Origin of the sequence: Burkholderia sp. MBR-1, from assembly GCF_013822785.1 — a bacterium.
GTDB classification, from domain to species: domain Bacteria; phylum Pseudomonadota; class Gammaproteobacteria; order Burkholderiales; family Burkholderiaceae; genus Burkholderia; species Burkholderia vietnamiensis.
Window position 1 is genome coordinate 1,882,964 of sequence record NZ_CP053609.1, and the last position, 15,913, is coordinate 1,898,876.

At 65.4% G+C, this 15,913-nt stretch carries 16 protein-coding genes and 1 pseudogene; 9 read left to right on the plus strand and 8 right to left on the minus strand.

From position 1 onward, the window contains the following. Positions 1–8: 8 nt before the first annotated feature. Entirely contained in the window at positions 9–1,784 is a 1,776-nt protein-coding gene (gene gcl / locus MBR110_RS08650) for a glyoxylate carboligase (protein ID WP_181708989.1), read from the minus strand. Between the two features lie 192 nt (positions 1,785–1,976). Between gcl and MBR110_RS08655 the strand changes: the two genes are divergently transcribed. From MBR110_RS08655 to MBR110_RS08690, 8 genes are all read left to right on the plus strand, one after another. Continuing rightward, on the plus strand, positions 1,977–2,888 hold the full coding sequence (locus MBR110_RS08655) for a LysR family transcriptional regulator (protein ID WP_011885024.1): 912 nt from the start codon (positions 1,977–1,979) through the stop codon (positions 2,886–2,888). A gap of 204 nt (positions 2,889–3,092) precedes the next feature. Continuing rightward, positions 3,093–3,467, plus strand: coding sequence for a 30S ribosomal protein S6 (gene rpsF / locus MBR110_RS08660; protein ID WP_006755436.1), 375 nt, complete (start codon positions 3,093–3,095; stop codon positions 3,465–3,467). Positions 3,468–3,507: 40 nt separating this feature from the next. After that, positions 3,508–3,807 (plus strand): primosomal replication protein N, encoded by a 300-nt coding sequence (gene priB, locus MBR110_RS08665; protein WP_011885023.1) that lies wholly within the window; start codon positions 3,508–3,510, stop codon positions 3,805–3,807. A gap of 4 nt (positions 3,808–3,811) precedes the next feature. Further along, a complete protein-coding gene (gene rpsR / locus MBR110_RS08670) occupies positions 3,812–4,087 on the plus strand; it encodes a 30S ribosomal protein S18 (protein WP_011885022.1) in 276 nt (91 codons plus the stop codon). A 27-nt stretch (positions 4,088–4,114) separates the two neighbouring features. Next, positions 4,115–4,567 (plus strand): 50S ribosomal protein L9, encoded by a 453-nt coding sequence (gene rplI, locus MBR110_RS08675; protein ID WP_011885021.1) that lies wholly within the window; start codon positions 4,115–4,117, stop codon positions 4,565–4,567. Positions 4,568–4,703: 136 nt separating this feature from the next. Continuing rightward, entirely contained in the window at positions 4,704–6,086 is a 1,383-nt protein-coding gene (locus tag MBR110_RS08680; RefSeq protein ID WP_011885020.1) for a replicative DNA helicase, read from the plus strand. A gap of 138 nt (positions 6,087–6,224) precedes the next feature. Beyond that, positions 6,225–6,851, plus strand: coding sequence for a DUF47 domain-containing protein (locus MBR110_RS08685; RefSeq protein WP_011885019.1), 627 nt, complete (start codon positions 6,225–6,227; stop codon positions 6,849–6,851). 10 nt (positions 6,852–6,861) lie between these two features. Then, positions 6,862–7,872 carry an inorganic phosphate transporter gene (locus MBR110_RS08690; protein WP_011885018.1) on the plus strand — a complete coding sequence of 337 codons (1,011 nt, stop codon included), beginning with the start codon at positions 6,862–6,864 and terminating at the stop codon, positions 7,870–7,872. Between the two features lie 104 nt (positions 7,873–7,976). On the opposite strand, the gene MBR110_RS08695 is transcribed toward MBR110_RS08690, so the two are convergent. Beyond that, positions 7,977–9,008, minus strand: coding sequence for a C40 family peptidase (locus tag MBR110_RS08695; protein WP_045579041.1), 1,032 nt, complete (start codon positions 9,006–9,008; stop codon positions 7,977–7,979). 232 nt (positions 9,009–9,240) lie between these two features. Continuing rightward, positions 9,241–11,058, minus strand: a complete 1,818-nt coding sequence (locus MBR110_RS08700) for a PhoH family protein (RefSeq protein WP_059456801.1) — start codon at positions 11,056–11,058, stop codon at positions 9,241–9,243. Between MBR110_RS08700 and MBR110_RS32605 the strand changes: the two are divergent. Further along, positions 10,954–11,195, plus strand: a pseudogene (locus MBR110_RS32605) (hypothetical protein); the annotation flags it as partial. The gene MBR110_RS08700 and the pseudogene MBR110_RS32605 overlap by 105 nt on opposite strands. A 195-nt stretch (positions 11,196–11,390) precedes the next feature. Here MBR110_RS32605 and MBR110_RS08705 read toward each other — a convergent pair. From MBR110_RS08705 to MBR110_RS08725, 5 genes are all read right to left on the minus strand, one after another. After that, complete coding sequence (locus MBR110_RS08705; protein WP_011885015.1) at positions 11,391–11,852, minus strand: peroxiredoxin; 462 nt, start codon at positions 11,850–11,852, stop codon at positions 11,391–11,393. 133 nt (positions 11,853–11,985) lie between these two features. Then, positions 11,986–12,882, minus strand: a complete 897-nt coding sequence (locus MBR110_RS08710) for a polysaccharide deacetylase family protein (RefSeq protein WP_011885014.1) — start codon at positions 12,880–12,882, stop codon at positions 11,986–11,988. Between the two features lie 12 nt (positions 12,883–12,894). Then, positions 12,895–13,950, minus strand: a complete 1,056-nt coding sequence (locus tag MBR110_RS08715) for a bifunctional UDP-4-keto-pentose/UDP-xylose synthase (protein WP_011885013.1) — start codon at positions 13,948–13,950, stop codon at positions 12,895–12,897. Next, positions 13,947–14,894, minus strand: coding sequence for a formyltransferase (locus MBR110_RS08720; protein ID WP_011885012.1), 948 nt, complete (start codon positions 14,892–14,894; stop codon positions 13,947–13,949). The genes MBR110_RS08715 and MBR110_RS08720 overlap by 4 nt, the downstream gene beginning before the upstream one ends. Beyond that, positions 14,891–15,913: a glycosyltransferase gene (locus MBR110_RS08725; protein WP_034195390.1), complete on the minus strand. Its 1,023-nt coding sequence runs from the start codon at positions 15,911–15,913 to the stop codon at positions 14,891–14,893. The genes MBR110_RS08720 and MBR110_RS08725 overlap by 4 nt, the downstream gene beginning before the upstream one ends.

Genomic DNA, 15,913 nt, shown 5'->3' on the forward strand with positions numbered 1-15,913 from the left:
CCTGCGGGTCAGTCGAGCATCGAGATCGCGGTCGGCGCGTGCTCGGCCTTCTCGGCGAGGTCCTCGAACTCGTTGATCGCATCGATTTCGGCGCCCATCGAGATGTTGGTCACGCGCTCGAGGATCACCTCGACGATCACCGGCACGCTGAACTCGTTCGCGAGCGCTTGCGCCTGCTTCAGCGCCGGCGCGATCTGTTCCGGCTTGAACACGCGCAGCGCCTTGCAGCCGAGCCCTTCGGCCACGGCGACGTGATCGACGCCATAGCCGTTCAGCTCCGGCGCATTCACGTTGTCGAACGCGAGCTGCACGCAGTAGTCCATGTCGAATGCGCGCTGCGCCTGACGGATCAGCCCCAGATACGAGTTGTTCACGACGACGTGCACGTACGGCAGCTTGAACTGCGCGCCGGCGGCGAGCTCTTCGATCATGAACTGGAAGTCGTAGTCGCCGGACAGCGCGACGATCGGACGGCTCGGGTCGGCCGCACGCACGCCGAGCGCGGCCGGAATCGTCCAGCCGAGCGGCCCGGCCTGGCCGCAGTTGATCCAGTTGCGCGCCTTGAACACGTGCAGGAATTGCGCGGCGGCGATCTGCGACAGGCCGATCGTGCTCACGTAGCAGGTATCGCGGCTGAACACCTTGTTCATCTCCTCGTACACGCGCTGCGGCTTGACCGGCACGTCGTCGAAGTGCGTCTTGCGCTGCAGCGAGCGCTTGCGCGCCTGGCAGTCCGACACCCACGCGCTGCGGTCCTTCAGCTTGCCGGCCGCCTTCCATTCCTGCGCGACGGCGACGAACAGCTCGAGCGCGGCCTTCGCATCGGACACGATGCCGAGATCGGGGCCGAACACGCGGCCGATCTGCGTCGGCTCGATGTCGACGTGCACGAACCTGCGGCCCTTCGTGTAGACCTCGACGCTGCCCGTGTGGCGATTCGCCCAGCGGTTGCCGATGCCGAGCACGAAGTCCGCCGCGAGCATCGTCGCGTTGCCGTAGCGGTGCGACGTCTGCAGGCCGACCATGCCGGCCATCAGCGGGTGGTCGTCGGCAATCGAGCCCCACGACATCAGCGTCGGGATCACCGGCACGCCGAGCGTTTCGGCGAAGCGGACCAGCAGGTCTTCCGCGGCCGCGTTGATCACGCCGCCGCCCGACACGATCAGCGGCCGGTCGGCGTCGTTGAGCATCGCGAGCGCGCGCTCGATCTGCGCGCGGGTCGCCGCGGGCTTGTACACCGGCAGCGGCTCGTAGGTGTCGATGTCGAATTCGATCTCGGCGAGCTGGACGTCGATCGGCAGGTCCACCAGCACCGGGCCCGGACGGCCCGAGCGCATCAGGTGGAAGGCCTGCTGGAACACGCGCGGCACCAGCGCCGGCTCGCGCACGGTGACGGCCCATTTGGTGACGGGCTTGGCGATCGATTCGATGTCGACGGCCTGGAAGTCTTCCTTGTACAGCCGCGCGCGCGGCGCCTGGCCGGTGATCGCGAGGATCGGAATCGAATCGGCCGACGCGGAGTACAGGCCGGTGATCATGTCGGTGCCGGCCGGGCCCGACGTGCCGATGCAGACGCCGATATTGCCGGCTGCGGCGCGCGTATAGCCTTCGGCCATGTGCGACGCGCCCTCGACGTGGCGCGCCAGCACGTGGCTGATGCCGCCCGACTTGCGCAGCGCCGAGTAGAACGGGTTGATCGCGGCGCCCGGCACGCCGAACGCGGTCTGGATGCCTTCTTTCTCGAGCACCAGTACGGCGGCGTCGACGGCTCTCATCTTGGCCATGCATGTCTCCTTGAATGTACGGATCTGGCGAATCGGTCTGTTGGAGGCACTTTAGGGATGCAGGAAAGGTTTGATAAGATCAGCCGGAGTCGCTTATTTCGAAACTAAAAGTATGGAATCGCGGCCGGACGGGGCTTCCCGGCGGCTTCTCGGCCGCTTCCGGCCGTGTCGCAGCCGCGATGGAGACGAAAAATGGATCGTTTCAAGCAGATCGAGACGTTCGTGCGCGTGGCCGACGCCGGCAGCCTGGCCGCGGCCGCGCTCGAGGAAGGCGTGTCGCCGGTGGTGCTCGGGCGGCGCATCGACGCGCTCGAACGGCGCCTCGGCGTGAAGCTGATGTACCGCTCGACGCGGCGGCTGGTGGTCAGCGAGGAGGGCGCCGCGTTTCTCGAGCGCTGCCGCGGGCTGCTGTCCGAATGGGATCAGGCGGAGAACGAGCTGGCGGCGGGGCGGCGCGCGGTCAGCGGGCACCTGATCGTGTCGGCGCCGGCCGCGTTCGGCCGCAAGCACGTGGCGCCGCACGCGCCCGGCTTCCTCGCCGACAAGCCCGACATGCAGCTGTCGTTCAACCTGACCGATCGCGTGGTCGATCTCGTGCGCGAAGGCTACGACCTGTCGATCCGGATCGGCGGCTCGGTGGATCCGAACTTCGTCGCGGTGAAGCTCGCGTCGAACCGGCGTGTGGTGTGCGGCACGCCCGCGTATTTCCGCAAGCACGGCCGGCCGAAGTCGCTCGACGACCTGCTGCGGCACAACTGCCTCGCGTTCAACCTGCAGGGTGGCCAGAACCGCGGCTGGTATTTCCAGCGCCACGGCAAGATCGTGACGATGCGCGTGACCGGCAATCTCGACTGCAACGACGGCGAGCTGCTGCATCGCTGGGTCGCGGAGAGTCTCGGGCTCGGCTGGCGCTCGACCTGGGAAATCGCCGCGCAGCTCGAAACGGGCGAACTGGAAACGGTGCTCGACGAATACGCGCTGCCCGACTACGACATCCTCGCCGTCTATCCGCAGCAACGCTACGTGCCGGCGCGCGTGCGCTACTTCATCGACTACCTGCGCGACGCCTACGCGCGCCCCGGCTACTGGAGCAGCCCGCCGTGAGTGCCGCCGCGCCGTCGTCTCCGGAGCGAGCGAAGGCCCGCGCCGGCAGTCCGGACGATTCAAGTCGTTGAAAACACGGCCGAATCTGCCGGGAAAAGCTGGGTCGGTGTTGCATGCGGCCCGTATCCGGGTTAGAATCTTCGGCTTCTCACTTGCCACACCGGTTCAGACGCCCGGGTGGCTTCAATCCACAAGGAGTGTGTAATGCGTCATTACGAAATCGTATTCATCGTGCACCCGGATCAGAGCGAGCAAGTGCCCGCGATGATCGAGCGTTACAAGACCACGATCACGACGCACGGCGGCCAGATCCACCGTGTCGAAGACTGGGGCCGTCGCCAGCTGGCCTACATGATCGAGAAACTCGCGAAGGCTCACTACGTCTGCATGAACATCGAGTGCGACCAGACGACGCTCGACGAACTCGAACACGCGTTCAAGTTCAACGACGCCGTGCTGCGCCACCTCATCGTCAAGATGAAGAAGGCCGAAACCGGCCCGTCGCCGATGATGAAGGAAGTTCAGCGCGAAGAAGCCAAGAAGGCGGCTGCAGCTCAGCCGACCGAAGCGCAGGCTTAAGTTCGTCACTCATTAAGCCATCAAGGAGCGCGCCCCTCACGTGAACAGGTTGCAATTGACGGCGAGCGTCGTCGAACGCGCACCGGTGCGATATACGCCGGCAGGTGTTCCGATCGCAAGCGCCACGTTGCATCACCGCACGGAGGTCGTCGAAGCAGGCATTCCCCGTCAGGTCGACATGACGATCGAAGCGGTGGCGGCCGGTGAGGCGAGCGGCAAGCTGGAAAGTCGTGAAATGGGCGTCGAGACGCTGTTCACGGGCTTCCTGGCAAAAAAGAGCCGCAACGCGAGAACCTTGGTGTTTCACATCACTGCATTGCAGGACATAGGAAAGGACTGAAATCATGGCCCGCCCGACTGGTAAGAAATTCGACAAGCGTCGTCAGCAACAAAACCCGCTCTTCAAGCGCAAGAAGTTCTGCCGCTTCACGGCTGCAGGCGTCGATCAGATCGACTACAAGGACACGGAAACGCTGAAGGACTTCATCGGCGAAAACGGCAAGATCACGCCGGCTCGTCTGACGGGTACGAAGGCGCACTATCAGCGTCAGCTGGATACGGCAATCAAGCGTGCGCGTTTCCTCGCGCTGCTGCCGTACACCGATCAGCACAAGGCGTAATCAGGCGACGCAATAAGGAGAATTCGAATGCAAATCATTCTGTTGGAAAAAGTCGCCAATCTGGGCAACCTCGGCGATATCGTCAAGGTCAAGGACGGTTACGCTCGCAACTTCCTGATCCCGAACCGCAAGGCTCGCCGTGCAACGAAGGAAGCGATCGCCGAATTCGAAGTTCGCCGCGCCGAACTCGAAAAGATCGCCGCTGAAAAGCTGGCGGCATCGCAGGCAGTCGGCGAGAAGCTGAACGGCCAAGCGTTCGAAGTCACGCAGAAGTCGGGCGTCGACGGCCGTCTGTTCGGCTCGGTCACGAACGGCGACGTCGCGGAACTGCTGAAGAAGGCAGGTTTCGAAGTCGAGAAGCTGCAAGTTCGCATGCCGGAAGGCCCGCTGAAGATGATCGGCGAGCACGTCGTTCAAGTCGCGCTGCATACGGACGTCGTCGTCGACGTCACGATCAACGTGATCGGCGACCACGCATAAGCGTACGCAAGCTTGCCGGGCGGCTTCCGCCGTCCGGACAAGGGCAGGCGCCCGGGCAACCGGGGCCTGCCTTTTTTTTTGCCGATTGCCGGCAACCCGTAGCGCCGCTGCGATCTATTCGCGATAATCCCAACCCATGAACGCGCCGCAAGATCCCCAAATCGAATCGCTGAAAGTCCCGCCGCATTCGGTGGAAGCCGAGCAATCGGTGCTCGGCGGCCTGTTGCTCGACAACGCGGCATGGGACCGGATCGCCGACTTCCTGTCGCAGGGCGACTTCTATCGCTACGACCACCGGATCATCTACGAGCACATCGGCCGGCTGATCGCGGCCACGCGCCCGGCCGACGTCGTGACCGTATACGAAGCGCTGACGACGTCGGGCAAGGCCGAAGACGTCGGCGGGCTCGCCTACCTGAACGCACTCGCGCAGAACACGCCGAGCGCCGCGAACATCCGGCGCTACGCGGAAATCGTGCGCGACCGCGCGGTGCTGCGCCGGCTTGTGTCGGTCGCCGACGAAATCTCGGCCGACGCATTCAATCCGCAGGGCAAGGAAGTCCGCCAGCTGCTCGACGAGGCCGAGTCGAAGGTGTTCTCGATCGCCGAAGAGGGCGCGCGCGGCAATCAGGGCTTTCTCGAGATCGGCCCGCTGCTCACGCAGGTCGTCGAGCGGATCGACACGCTGTATCACACCGCGAACCCGAGCGACGTCACCGGCACGCCGACGGGCTTCGTCGACCTCGACCGGATGACGTCCGGGATGCACGGCGGCGAGCTGATCATCGTCGCGGGGCGCCCGTCGATGGGCAAGACCGCGTTTTCGATGAACATCGGCGAATACGTCGCGGTCGAATACGGCTTGCCGGTCGCGGTGTTCTCGATGGAAATGCCGGGCACCCAGCTCGTGATGCGGATGCTCGGCTCGATCGGCCGGCTCGACCAGCACCGGATGCGTACCGGTCGGCTGACCGACGAGGACTGGCCGAAGCTGACGCACGCGGTGCAGAAGATGAGCGAGGCGCAGCTTTTCATCGACGAGACGGGCGGCCTGAACCCGATGGAATTGCGCTCGCGCGCGCGGCGTCTCGCGCGGCAGTGCGGCAAGCTCGGGCTGATCATCGTCGACTACCTGCAGCTGATGTCGGGTTCGTCGCAGGGCGAAAACCGCGCGACCGAAATCTCGGAAATCTCGCGGTCGCTGAAGAGCCTCGCCAAGGAACTCGACGTGCCGGTGATCGCGCTGTCGCAGCTGAACCGCGGTCTCGAACAGCGGCCGAACAAGCGCCCGGTGATGTCGGATTTGCGCGAATCGGGTGCAATCGAACAGGATGCGGACGTGATCCTGTTCATTTACCGCGACGAGGTCTACAATCCGGACAGCCCGGACAAGGGCACGGCCGAGATCATCATCGGCAAGCAGCGTAACGGTCCGATCGGTCCTGTTCGGCTCACGTTCCTGGGCCAATACACGAAGTTCGACAACTTTGCGGGAGCGCAGAACTTCTACGGCGAGTGACGCCGCTTGTAAAGTCCTAAATCGCCAAACGTTGTATCCAATCCCGGCGCGTGCATGTGCACGCGTCGCGTCGCAACCGAAAACGGTACAATGTCGCCCGTTTTCGTGACAGTAGTTTGACAATCTCTCAGGAATCCCATGTTCGGTCGATTCATGCCCACCGAGGGCAAGTTCTTTGAACTCTTCAACGCGCACGCGAAGCACATCGTTTCCGGTGGCCGCGAACTCGAACTGCTGATCGACAATCTCGCCGACGCCGAGATTCACAAGCAAAACGTGCAGACCGCCGAGAAGGCCGCTGACAAGCTCACGCACGAAGCGATCGATCTGCTGCACAAGACCTTCATCACGCCGCTCGATCGCGACGAGATCCACAAGCTGATCACGACGATGGACGACATCCTCGACCTGATGGAAGACGTCGCGACGGCCGTGTCGCTGTACGACGTGCAGTCCGTCACCTCCGAGGCGAGCCAGCTCGCGCACATCGTCACGCAATCGGCGCAACACGTGCAACAGGCCGTCGGGCTGCTGTCCGACATGAAGCAGTCGGCGCAGATCCTCAAGCAGTGCGAGGAAATCGACCGCTGGGAGTCGGAGGCCGATCGCGTGCTGCGCTCGGCGATGTCGAAGCTGTTCCGCGAGGAAGACGACGTGAAGACGCTCATCAAGCTGAAGGCGATCTACGAGCTGCTCGAAGAGATCACCGACAAGTGCGAGGACGTCGCGAACATCATCGAAGGCATCGTGCTGGAAAACGCCTGAGCGGATCACGATGCATTCGATACAACTCGCCCTATGGATGGTCGCGACGCTGGTGCTCGTCGCGCTCGTATTCGACTTCATGAACGGCTTCCACGACGCGGCGAACTCGATCGCCACCGTCGTGTCCACCGGGGTGCTGAAGCCCCAACAGGCCGTGGTGTTCGCGGCCGCGTTCAACGTCATCGCCTATTTCATCTTCCACCTGAAGGTCGCGCAGACGGTCGGCAAAGGCACGATCGACCCGGAAATCGTCGACCACTACGTCGTGTTCGGTGCGCTGGTCGGCGCGATCGGCTGGAACGTGATCACCTGGTACTACGGGATTCCGTCGAGCTCGTCGCACGCGCTGATCGGCGGCCTCGTCGGCTCGGCGCTCGCGAAGTCCGGCTGGAGCGCGCTGAACATCGACGGCCTGATGAAGACCGTCGCGTTCATCTTCATCTCGCCGCTGCTCGGCTTCATCCTCGGCTCGCTGTTCATGCTCGGCGTGTCGTGGCTGTACTTCCGTACCGCGCCAAGCAAGGTCGACCGCCGCTTCCGGCGGCTCCAGTTGCTGTCGGCCGGCCTCTACAGCCTCGGCCACGGCGGTAACGACGCCCAGAAGACGATCGGCATCATCTGGATGCTGCTGATCGCGACCGGCTATGCGTCGGCGACGTCGGATGCGCCGCCCGTGTGGGTGATCGGCGCATGCTATCTGTCGATGGGTCTCGGCACGCTGTTCGGCGGCTGGCGCATCGTGCGCACGATGGGCCAGAAGATCACGAAGCTCAAGCCGGTCGGCGGCTTCTGCGCGGAGAGCGGCGGGGCGATCACGCTGTTCATCGCGTCGTTCCTCGGCATTCCGGTATCGACCACGCATACGATCACCGGCGCGATCGTCGGTGTCGGCGCGACGCAGAAGCTGTCCGCCGTGCGCTGGGGTGTGGCCGGCAACATCGTATGGGCCTGGGTGCTGACGATCCCGGCGTCCGCGCTGATCGCGGCCGGCGGATGGTGGGTCGGGCACCAGATCTTCTGATCGCGACGCCGCCCGGGTCGCATCAGAACCATGCGCCGCTAACCGTAAGGTTGCGGCGCATTTTCTTTTGCGGTGTACGGAATGCGGCGCTGCGCCGCAATGACTCAGTAGCTGCCGTTCGCGAAGCGGGCGATCGGATCGTCGGCGGTGCTGGTGCGCGGGCTGACCGGCGCCGATTGCGTCGATGCGCGCAGCACCTGCACCGGCTCGGCGCTGCCCGGCGAGCTCGGGGCAGGCATCGCGGACGGCGGTTCCGCATCGAACGCGGCCGCCTGCGCGGCCGTCAGCGCCGTCGTCGGGATCTGCGTGCCGACTTCTTCGGATGGGCCGGCCGGCGGCAAAACCGGCGTCATGGCCATCGTGTCGCCGCCCGCGGAGGAGACCGGCGCCGACATGCGCGGCGCCGGTTCGTACGGAGCGGCTGCGGCGGCCGTCGTCGTCGATACGGCCGGCACAGCAGCCTGCGCCGTCGCACGGGCCGGCGACGAAGCATAGGCAGGCCGCCGCACTGCCGCGGCCGCGACGACCGGCGCGGTGGCCGCAGCCGGCGCATCGCGCCGTGCATCGTAGATCGGGGCATCGAACGGCGTCGGCGTGCCGCGCGGCGGGGCGACGCGGCGAATGCCGTCGAAGCGCTTCGCCCAGTACGGGTTGGTCAGGTAGTCGAGCCGCACGGTGCCGCCCGTCGACGGCGCATTGACGAAGCGCAGCTTGCCGACGTAGATGCCGACGTGCGAGTGCGGCCGGCCGGTCGTGTTGAAGAAGATCAGGTCGCCCGGCGCGATCTGGTCGGGGTCGATCGACGCGCCGCGGCTGCTCATGTCGGCGGTCGTGCGCGGCAGGTTCACGTCGGCCGCGCGGCCCAGCACGTAGCGCACGAGGCCGCTGCAGTCGAAGCCGCTGGTCGGCGTGTTGCCGCCCCAGCGGTACGGAACGCCGACGAGGCTCATCGCCTGGATCGAGATTTCTTCCTGGCCGACGCTGTGATCGACGAAATTCGGGAAATTGGCCGGAGCGGGGAACGCGCGCGGTGTCGTGATCTTCATGCCCGCGCTGCGCGATGCGGACTGCGGCGGCACGCTGGAGCAGGCCGCGAGCAGTGAGACGACGGCGACGGGAACCCAGATTCGAAGCATGACAAGGTGACGAGCGCGCTGCGCGCGAATCGTATGACGACAGACACACCCGATGGTAGACGGTCCCACGGGCCTCACGCAACCATTCGTGAGAATTTACTTGAAGTTTCGCGCGTAAGTCACGCGTTTCGCGACGCAGGCGCGCGAATGCTTTCGACCCTGAAATAAAAACGGCGCTCCGAACCGGAGCGCCGCAGCAGGTCGAGCCCGGCAGAACGCCGGGCGTATCGCGTTACAGGATGTCCGATGCGTAGTCGGCGAGCCGCGAGCGTTCGCCGCGCGCGAGCGTCACGTGGCCGCTGTGGCCCCAGCCCTTGAAGCGGTCGACGACGTAGGTCAGGCCCGAGCTGCCTTCGGTGAGGTAGGGCGTGTCGATCTGCGCGATGTTGCCGAGGCACACGATCTTCGTGCCGGGGCCCGCGCGCGTCACGAGCGTCTTCATCTGCTTCGGCGTCAGGTTCTGCGCTTCGTCGATGATCAGGTACTTGTCGACGAAGGTGCGCCCGCGCATGAAGTTCATGCTCTTCACCTTCAAGCGCGAACGGATCAGCTCCTGCGTGGCCGCACGGCCCCATTCGCCGGCCGCGTCGTCGGTCTTCTGCAGCACTTCGAGGTTGTCGTCGAATGCGCCCATCCACGGCTGCATCTTCTCTTCCTCGGTACCGGGCAGGAAACCGATGTCCTCGCCGACGGGCACCGTCGCGCGCGTGACGATGATCTCGTTGTAGCGCTTGTCGTCGAGCACCTGCGCGAGGCCGGCCGCGAGCGCGACGAGCGTCTTGCCGGTGCCGGCCTGGCCGAGCAGCGTGACGAAGTCGATCTCGGGATTCATCAACAGGTTCAGCGCAAAGTTCTGCTCGCGGTTGCGCGCGGTGATGCCCCACACGTTGTTCTTGTGATGGCTGTAGTCGCGCAGCGTCTGCAGTAGCGCCGTCTTGCCGTTCAGCTCGCGCACGATCGCGTGGAACGTCGGCTCGCCGTTCTGCGGCTCGAGATAGACGAACTCGTTGACGAGCATCGACGCGACGAGCGGGCCCGTCACGCGGTAGTAGGTGGTGCCCGTCTTCGTGTCCTGCCAGCTCTCCATCCCCTTCGCGTGCTTGGTCCAGAAGTCCTGCGGCAACTCGCGCACGCCGTTATAGAGGAGATCCTTGTCCTCGAGTACCTGGTCGTTGAAGTAGTCTTCCGCGGGCAGGCCGAGCGCATGCGCCTTGATCCGCATGTTGATGTCTTTCGACACCAGCACGACCTGACGGTCCGGCCGGTCGCGCTGCAGCGCGCGCACGACGCCGAGGATCTGGTTGTCCGCCTTGCCCGCCGGCAGCCCTTCGACCGGCGCGATGTCGGCCAGCCTGGTCTGGAAGTACAGGCGGCCGAGCGCCTCGCGGCTGCCGAGTCGCGACAACGGAATGCCGGCCGAGATCGGGCCGCCGTCGGCGACCAGCGCGTCGAGCGTGCGGCTGACCTGGCGCGCGTTGCGCGCGACTTCGGACATCCCCTTCTTGTGGTTGTCGAGCTCCTCGAGCGTCATCATCGGCAGATAGACGTCGTGTTCCTCGAAACGGAACAGGCTGCTCGGGTCGTGCATCAGCACGTTGGTGTCGAGCACGAACAGCTTCTGCTGTTCGACCTCGGCCGGCTTGCGGCTGCGCGACTTCGGCGCCGCGCCGGCATCGCGCGCGGGCGCGGCAGCCGGTTTGCCGGCGGCCGGCTTGTCGTCGCGTGCGACGACCGGAGCGGGGGAGGCCGGTGCGGCGGGTTCGGCGGGCGGCTGGAGCGGCTGCAACAGCGCCGCGGTCTGTTTGGTCCTGCGACCGCGTGCGGGCGTGCTCGCGGTTTCCTGCGCCGGCGCCGCGACGGCGCGCAGCGGCGCGGCCGTATTCGCGGCTTCGGTCATCGGTTGGGCCACGCTGGCCGGGCCGTAGTCACCGGCTGTGGATGCGTCCCCTTCGGCGGATTTCTTCGCGGCTTTCGCGGGCCGCGCTTTCGCCTTGTATTCGTCGGGCGGCAGCAGGCTGCCGAGCTTGCTGGGGGGGGTAGGCAAAGGCATGGTGTCCCTCGGGAGGAATCGTGTCGCATGAAGTGCGCCGCTGATCGCATCCTGCGTGACGTAGACGCATGCAGTTTGCGCGCGGTGGCGCACAGGAATTTCGTCTAGCCGGTTCGCCTAAGTGTCGATCAACTCCTTCACGGGGTGACGGCCGGACCGAGGCCCGGCGCGCAATCCATAAAAAAAGCCGCTGCCCCGTCGACAGGGACATGCGGCTCGGCTGATACCGTCGTGATGCGCGTCAGATGCCGGAAAGCGTCGCAACGGACACCGGCGCAGCTACGAGAAATATGGGACGAACTGGCATTCATTGCGGCCCAATATAACGCGCCTCAAAGCGCTTGTACAGCACTTAGCACGTCGTCCACGTGACCGGGTACCTTGATGCCGCGCCATGCCTGGCGAAGCACGCCGTCGGCGTCGATCAGGAACGTCGAGCGCTCGATGCCGCGTACTTCCTTGCCATACATTTTCTTCATCTTGATGACATCGAACAGCGTGCACAGCGCTTCGTCGGCATCCGAAATCAGCGGGAACGGCAGCTCGAGTTTCGCCTTGAAGTTGTCATGCGAGCGCAGGCTGTCGCGCGACACGCCGATGACTTCCGCGCCGGCCTTCGTGAACTTCGGATAGAGATCGCGGAACTGCAGGCCTTCGGTCGTGCAGCCCGGCGTGTTGTCTTTCGGATAGAAATACAGGACGAGCTTGCGGCCCTTGAGGCCGGACAGCGAAATGTCGCCGCCCGTCGCGGGTGCGGTGAAATCGGGAACTTGACGGTCAACTTCGACGGACACGTGTTTCTCCTGTTGTTATGGAAAGGCGCCGCTCGGGCGGCGCGTTCGGCGGGGTGTCGCGGCGGCAAGCCGAAACGGCAGGTCGAAGCGGCAGGCCGAAACGACAGCGCCGGCTGGGCCGGCGCGCGCGAACTCAGTCGGGCTGGACGATCAGTTCGCCGGAGCGGCCGGGGATCTCACCCCACGCGACAGGGTACGATGGCAGCGAGTCGCGGTCCAGCGTTGCGTGGTAATCGCCCATCGTCGCAAACGTGTGGCCCTGCGCACGCCAGCCGGCGAGCAGTTGCTCGAACACCGGCGCGAGTTTCTGGCCTTCGAGTTCCGCATGCAGCGTGAACACCTGATCGTGCGGATTGGTTTCGGTGAACTTCAGCAGATGCGCGGCGACGTTGTGCGTGTCGATGCCGTCGATGCCGAGCACCTCGTCGAGCGTCGGCAGCGTGGTGGGCATCTGCACGTGCGACAGCGTGCGGCCGCCCACCACCGGCAGATACGGCGAATGGCCGCGACCATCGGACGCATAGTGCATCCCCCATGCGTCGATCTGCTCGAATGCCGCGTCGTTCATCTGCCAGCCGGCCGCGCCGTGCGTGACGGGCGGCGCACCGAAGATGTCGACGAAGCGCGCGTGGCTCTTCTGCATTTCACGCGTGGTCCAGTGGCGATCGCGCACGCGCACGTTGTCTTGCCAATACACGTGATCCCACGTATGGATCCCGCACTCGAAGCCGGCCTCGTGGATCGCGCGCATGTCGGCGATCGCACGGCGGCCGATGTCGGGGCCCGGCAGCAGCACGCCGTACATCAGCTGCTTCACGCCGTAGTGCTCGACCACCGACGTACGCGACACCTTCTGCAGGAAGCCCGGCCGGAACACGCGCCGCAGCGCCCAGCCCGTATGATCGGGGCCGAGGCTGAACAGGAAGGTTGCGCGCGCACTGAAGCGGTCGAAGATGCGCGCGAGATTCGGCACGCCTTCGCGCGTGCCGCGCAGCGTGTCGACGTCGATCTTGAGGACGATGCGAGCCAAGCGTGCGTCCCGTCAGTGCTGCTGCTCGACCAGCGCGCGCGCGTCGGCGACATGGCCGCGATACGCTTCGAAGATCTTGCGCAGCGCGTCGTCGAACGTCGATTGCGGCGCCCACGCGAGCTCCTGCATCGTGTTGTCGATCTTCGGCACGCGGTTCTGCACGTCCTGGTAGCCGTTGCCGTAGTACGCGCCCGAGGTCGTCTCGACGAGCTTCACCTGCTTGGCCGAATCGGCGTACTCGGGGAATTCCGCCGCCAGTTCGAGCATCTTGTGCGCGAGCTCGCGAACCGAGAAGTTGTTGTGCGGATTGCCGATGTTGTAGATCTTGCCCGACGCGACGCCGCCCTTGTTCTCGATGATCTTCATCAGCGCGCTGATGCCGTCGTCGATGTCGGTGAACGCGCGCTTTTGCGAGCCGCCGTCGACGAGGCTGATGTTCTCGCCGCGCACGATGTGGCCGAGGAACTGCGTGACCACGCGCGAGCTGCCTTCCTTCGGCGTGTAGATCGAGTCGAGGCCCGGGCCGATCCAGTTGAACGGACGGAACAGCGTGAAGTTCAGGCCTTCCATCCCGTAGCCCCAGATCACGCGGTCCATCAGCTGCTTCGAGCACGCGTAGATCCAGCGCGGCTTGTTGATCGGGCCGTAGGTGAGCGCCGATGCGTCCGGATCGAACTGCTCGTCCGAGCACATGCCGTAGACCTCGGAGGTCGACGGAAACACGAGGTGCTTGCCGTACTTGACGGCCGAACGCACGATCGGCAGGTTCGCCTCGAAGTCGAGCTCGAACACGCGCAGCGGCTGCTTCACGTAGGTGGCGGGCGTCGCGATCGCGACCAGCGGCAGGATCACGTCGCACTTCTTCACGTGATACTCGACCCACTCCTTGTTGATCGTGATGTCGCCTTCGAAGAAATGCATCCGTTCGTGGTTGACGAGGTCGCCCAGCCGGTCGGTCTGCATGTCCATGCCGAACACTTCCCAATCGGTGGTTTCAAGAATGCGCTTCGACAGGTGATGGCCGATGAAGCCGTTCACACCCAGGATCAGGACTTTTTTTGCTTTCATGAATGACGGGAAGAATGAATGAACTGCGCGAATTCGGCCGGCGTCACGACGGTTTCGCTGCCGTCGCGCTGCTGCCACAGCTCGAGAATGGATAGGGCGCGGCTGTCGCCGCAGACGCCGAATAGCGCATTATCGCTTACGTGCAGGCCGGCGGGCAAATTCGCCGCGGCCGTCGCGGCGGCGCTGCCGGGCGCCGCGAGGCGCGCGCGCGCGATCACGAAGCGCGTGCCGCCGACGTCGGTGAACGCGCCCGGATAAGGCGGCGCGACGGCGCGCACGAGGTTGTAGACCTGCGCGGCCGGCTTCGACCAGTCGATGCGGCCGTCCTCCGGCTTGCGTCCGCCGTAGTAGCTGCCGCTCGCGAGATCGTTCGGCAGGTGCGGCGCGTCGCCGGCCAGCAGCGCGGGCAGCACGCGCCAGAGCGTCTGCTCGGCGGCGACCGTGACCTTGTCGAACACCTGCGCGGCCGTGTCGTCGGGCAGGATCGGCACGGCCGTCTGGCCGAGGATCGCGCCGGCGTCGGGCTTCGCGGCCATCTCGTGCAGCGTCGCGCCGGTTTCCGTTTCGCCGTTCAGCACGGCCCAGTTGGTCGGCACGCGGCCGCGGTATTTCGGCAGCAGCGAACCGTGCATGTTGTACGCGCCGCGCGGCGCGATCGCGAGCAGGTCCACCGGCAGCATGTGGCGGTAGTAGAACGAGAAGATGAAATCGGGGCGCGCATCCGACACCGCGCGACGCAGCGCGGGGTCGGATGGATCGGCCGGCGTGACGACCGGGATGCCGTGTTCGGCGGCGACGGACGCGACGCTGCCGAACCAGATGTTCTCGCTCGGGTTGTCTTCGTGCGTGACGACGAGCGCGACGTCGACGCCGCGCGCCAGCAGCACCTGCAGGCAGCGCACGCCGACGTTGTGATACGCGAACACGACGGCGCGCGGCTTCATCGTGCGGCTCCCATACGGTCGGCGGCGGCCGGCACCGCGGGCACGCCGTCGTGCTGTTCGAGCACGGCCTGGACCAGATAGCGCGGCCGCGCGCGCACCTGCTGGTAGATGCGGCCGATGTATTCGCCGAGCAGGCCGAGCGCGAACAGGATCACGCCGAGCAGGAAGAACGTGATCGCGAACAGCGTGAACACGCCTTGCACTTCCGCGCCGACGATGAAGCGGCGCACCAGCAGCAGCACGAACAGCGCCGCGGAGCCGAGCGACAGGATCACGCCGATGAACGACAGCCACTGCAGCGGCACGACCGAGAAGCCGGTGACGAGATCGAAGTTCAGCCGGATCAGGCTGTACAGCGAGTATTTCGACTGGCCCGCGAAGCGCTCCTCGTGCGCGACCTCGATTTCGGTCGGGTTCTGCGCGAACGTATAGGCGAGCGCCGGGATGAACGTGTTGACTTCGCCGCACACGTTGATGGTGTCGATGATGCGGCGGCTATACGCGCGCAGCATGCAGCCCTGGTCGGTCATCTTGATCCGCGTGATGCGCTCGCGCAGCCGGTTCATCACCCGCGACGCCTTGCGCCGCCACAGGCTGTCCTGGCGCTGCTTGCGGATCGAGCCGACGTAGTCGTAGCCTTCGCGCATCTTCGTGATCAGCTTGCCGATCTCCTCGGGCGGATTCTGCAGGTCGGCGTCGAGCGTGATCACGATGTCGCCGCGCGACTGCGCGAAGCCCGCGAGGATCGCCATGTGCTGGCCGTAGTTGCCGTTGAGCAGCACGACGCGCGTCGTGTCGGGACGCACGTGGAACTGGTCGGCCAGCATCGCGGCCGAGCGGTCGCGGCTGCCGTCGTTGATCAGGATCACTTCGTACGACGTGCCGAGTGCGTCGAGTGCCGGGTAGAGCCGCGCGAACAGCGCGTCCAGGCCGTCTTCCTCGTTGTACACGGGGATGATGACCGATACCTCCGGGGTCGCGGCGCCCGGATGCCCGGCGCGTGCTTCAAGGTGATTCAT

Coding starts and splice junctions, on each gene's coding strand:
- MBR110_RS08690 (WP_011885018.1), top strand. CDS start 6,862: ATGCATTCGATACAACTCGCCCTATGGATGGTCGCGACGCTGGTGCTC.
- MBR110_RS08695 (WP_045579041.1), bottom strand. CDS start 9,008: ATGCTTCGAATCTGGGTTCCCGTCGCCGTCGTCTCACTGCTCGCGGCC.
- MBR110_RS08725 (WP_034195390.1), bottom strand. CDS start 15,913: ATGAATCACCTTGAAGCACGCGCCGGGCATCCGGGCGCCGCGACCCCG.
- MBR110_RS08655 (WP_011885024.1), top strand. CDS start 1,977: ATGGATCGTTTCAAGCAGATCGAGACGTTCGTGCGCGTGGCCGACGCC.
- MBR110_RS08700 (WP_059456801.1), bottom strand. CDS start 11,058: ATGCCTTTGCCTACCCCCCCCAGCAAGCTCGGCAGCCTGCTGCCGCCC.
- rplI (WP_011885021.1), top strand. CDS start 4,115: ATGCAAATCATTCTGTTGGAAAAAGTCGCCAATCTGGGCAACCTCGGC.
- MBR110_RS08720 (WP_011885012.1), bottom strand. CDS start 14,894: ATGAAGCCGCGCGCCGTCGTGTTCGCGTATCACAACGTCGGCGTGCGC.
- rpsR (WP_011885022.1), top strand. CDS start 3,812: ATGGCCCGCCCGACTGGTAAGAAATTCGACAAGCGTCGTCAGCAACAA.
- gcl (WP_181708989.1), bottom strand. CDS start 1,784: ATGGCCAAGATGAGAGCCGTCGACGCCGCCGTACTGGTGCTCGAGAAA.
- MBR110_RS08685 (WP_011885019.1), top strand. CDS start 6,225: ATGTTCGGTCGATTCATGCCCACCGAGGGCAAGTTCTTTGAACTCTTC.
- rpsF (WP_006755436.1), top strand. CDS start 3,093: ATGCGTCATTACGAAATCGTATTCATCGTGCACCCGGATCAGAGCGAG.
- MBR110_RS08680 (WP_011885020.1), top strand. CDS start 4,704: ATGAACGCGCCGCAAGATCCCCAAATCGAATCGCTGAAAGTCCCGCCG.
- MBR110_RS08715 (WP_011885013.1), bottom strand. CDS start 13,950: ATGAAAGCAAAAAAAGTCCTGATCCTGGGTGTGAACGGCTTCATCGGC.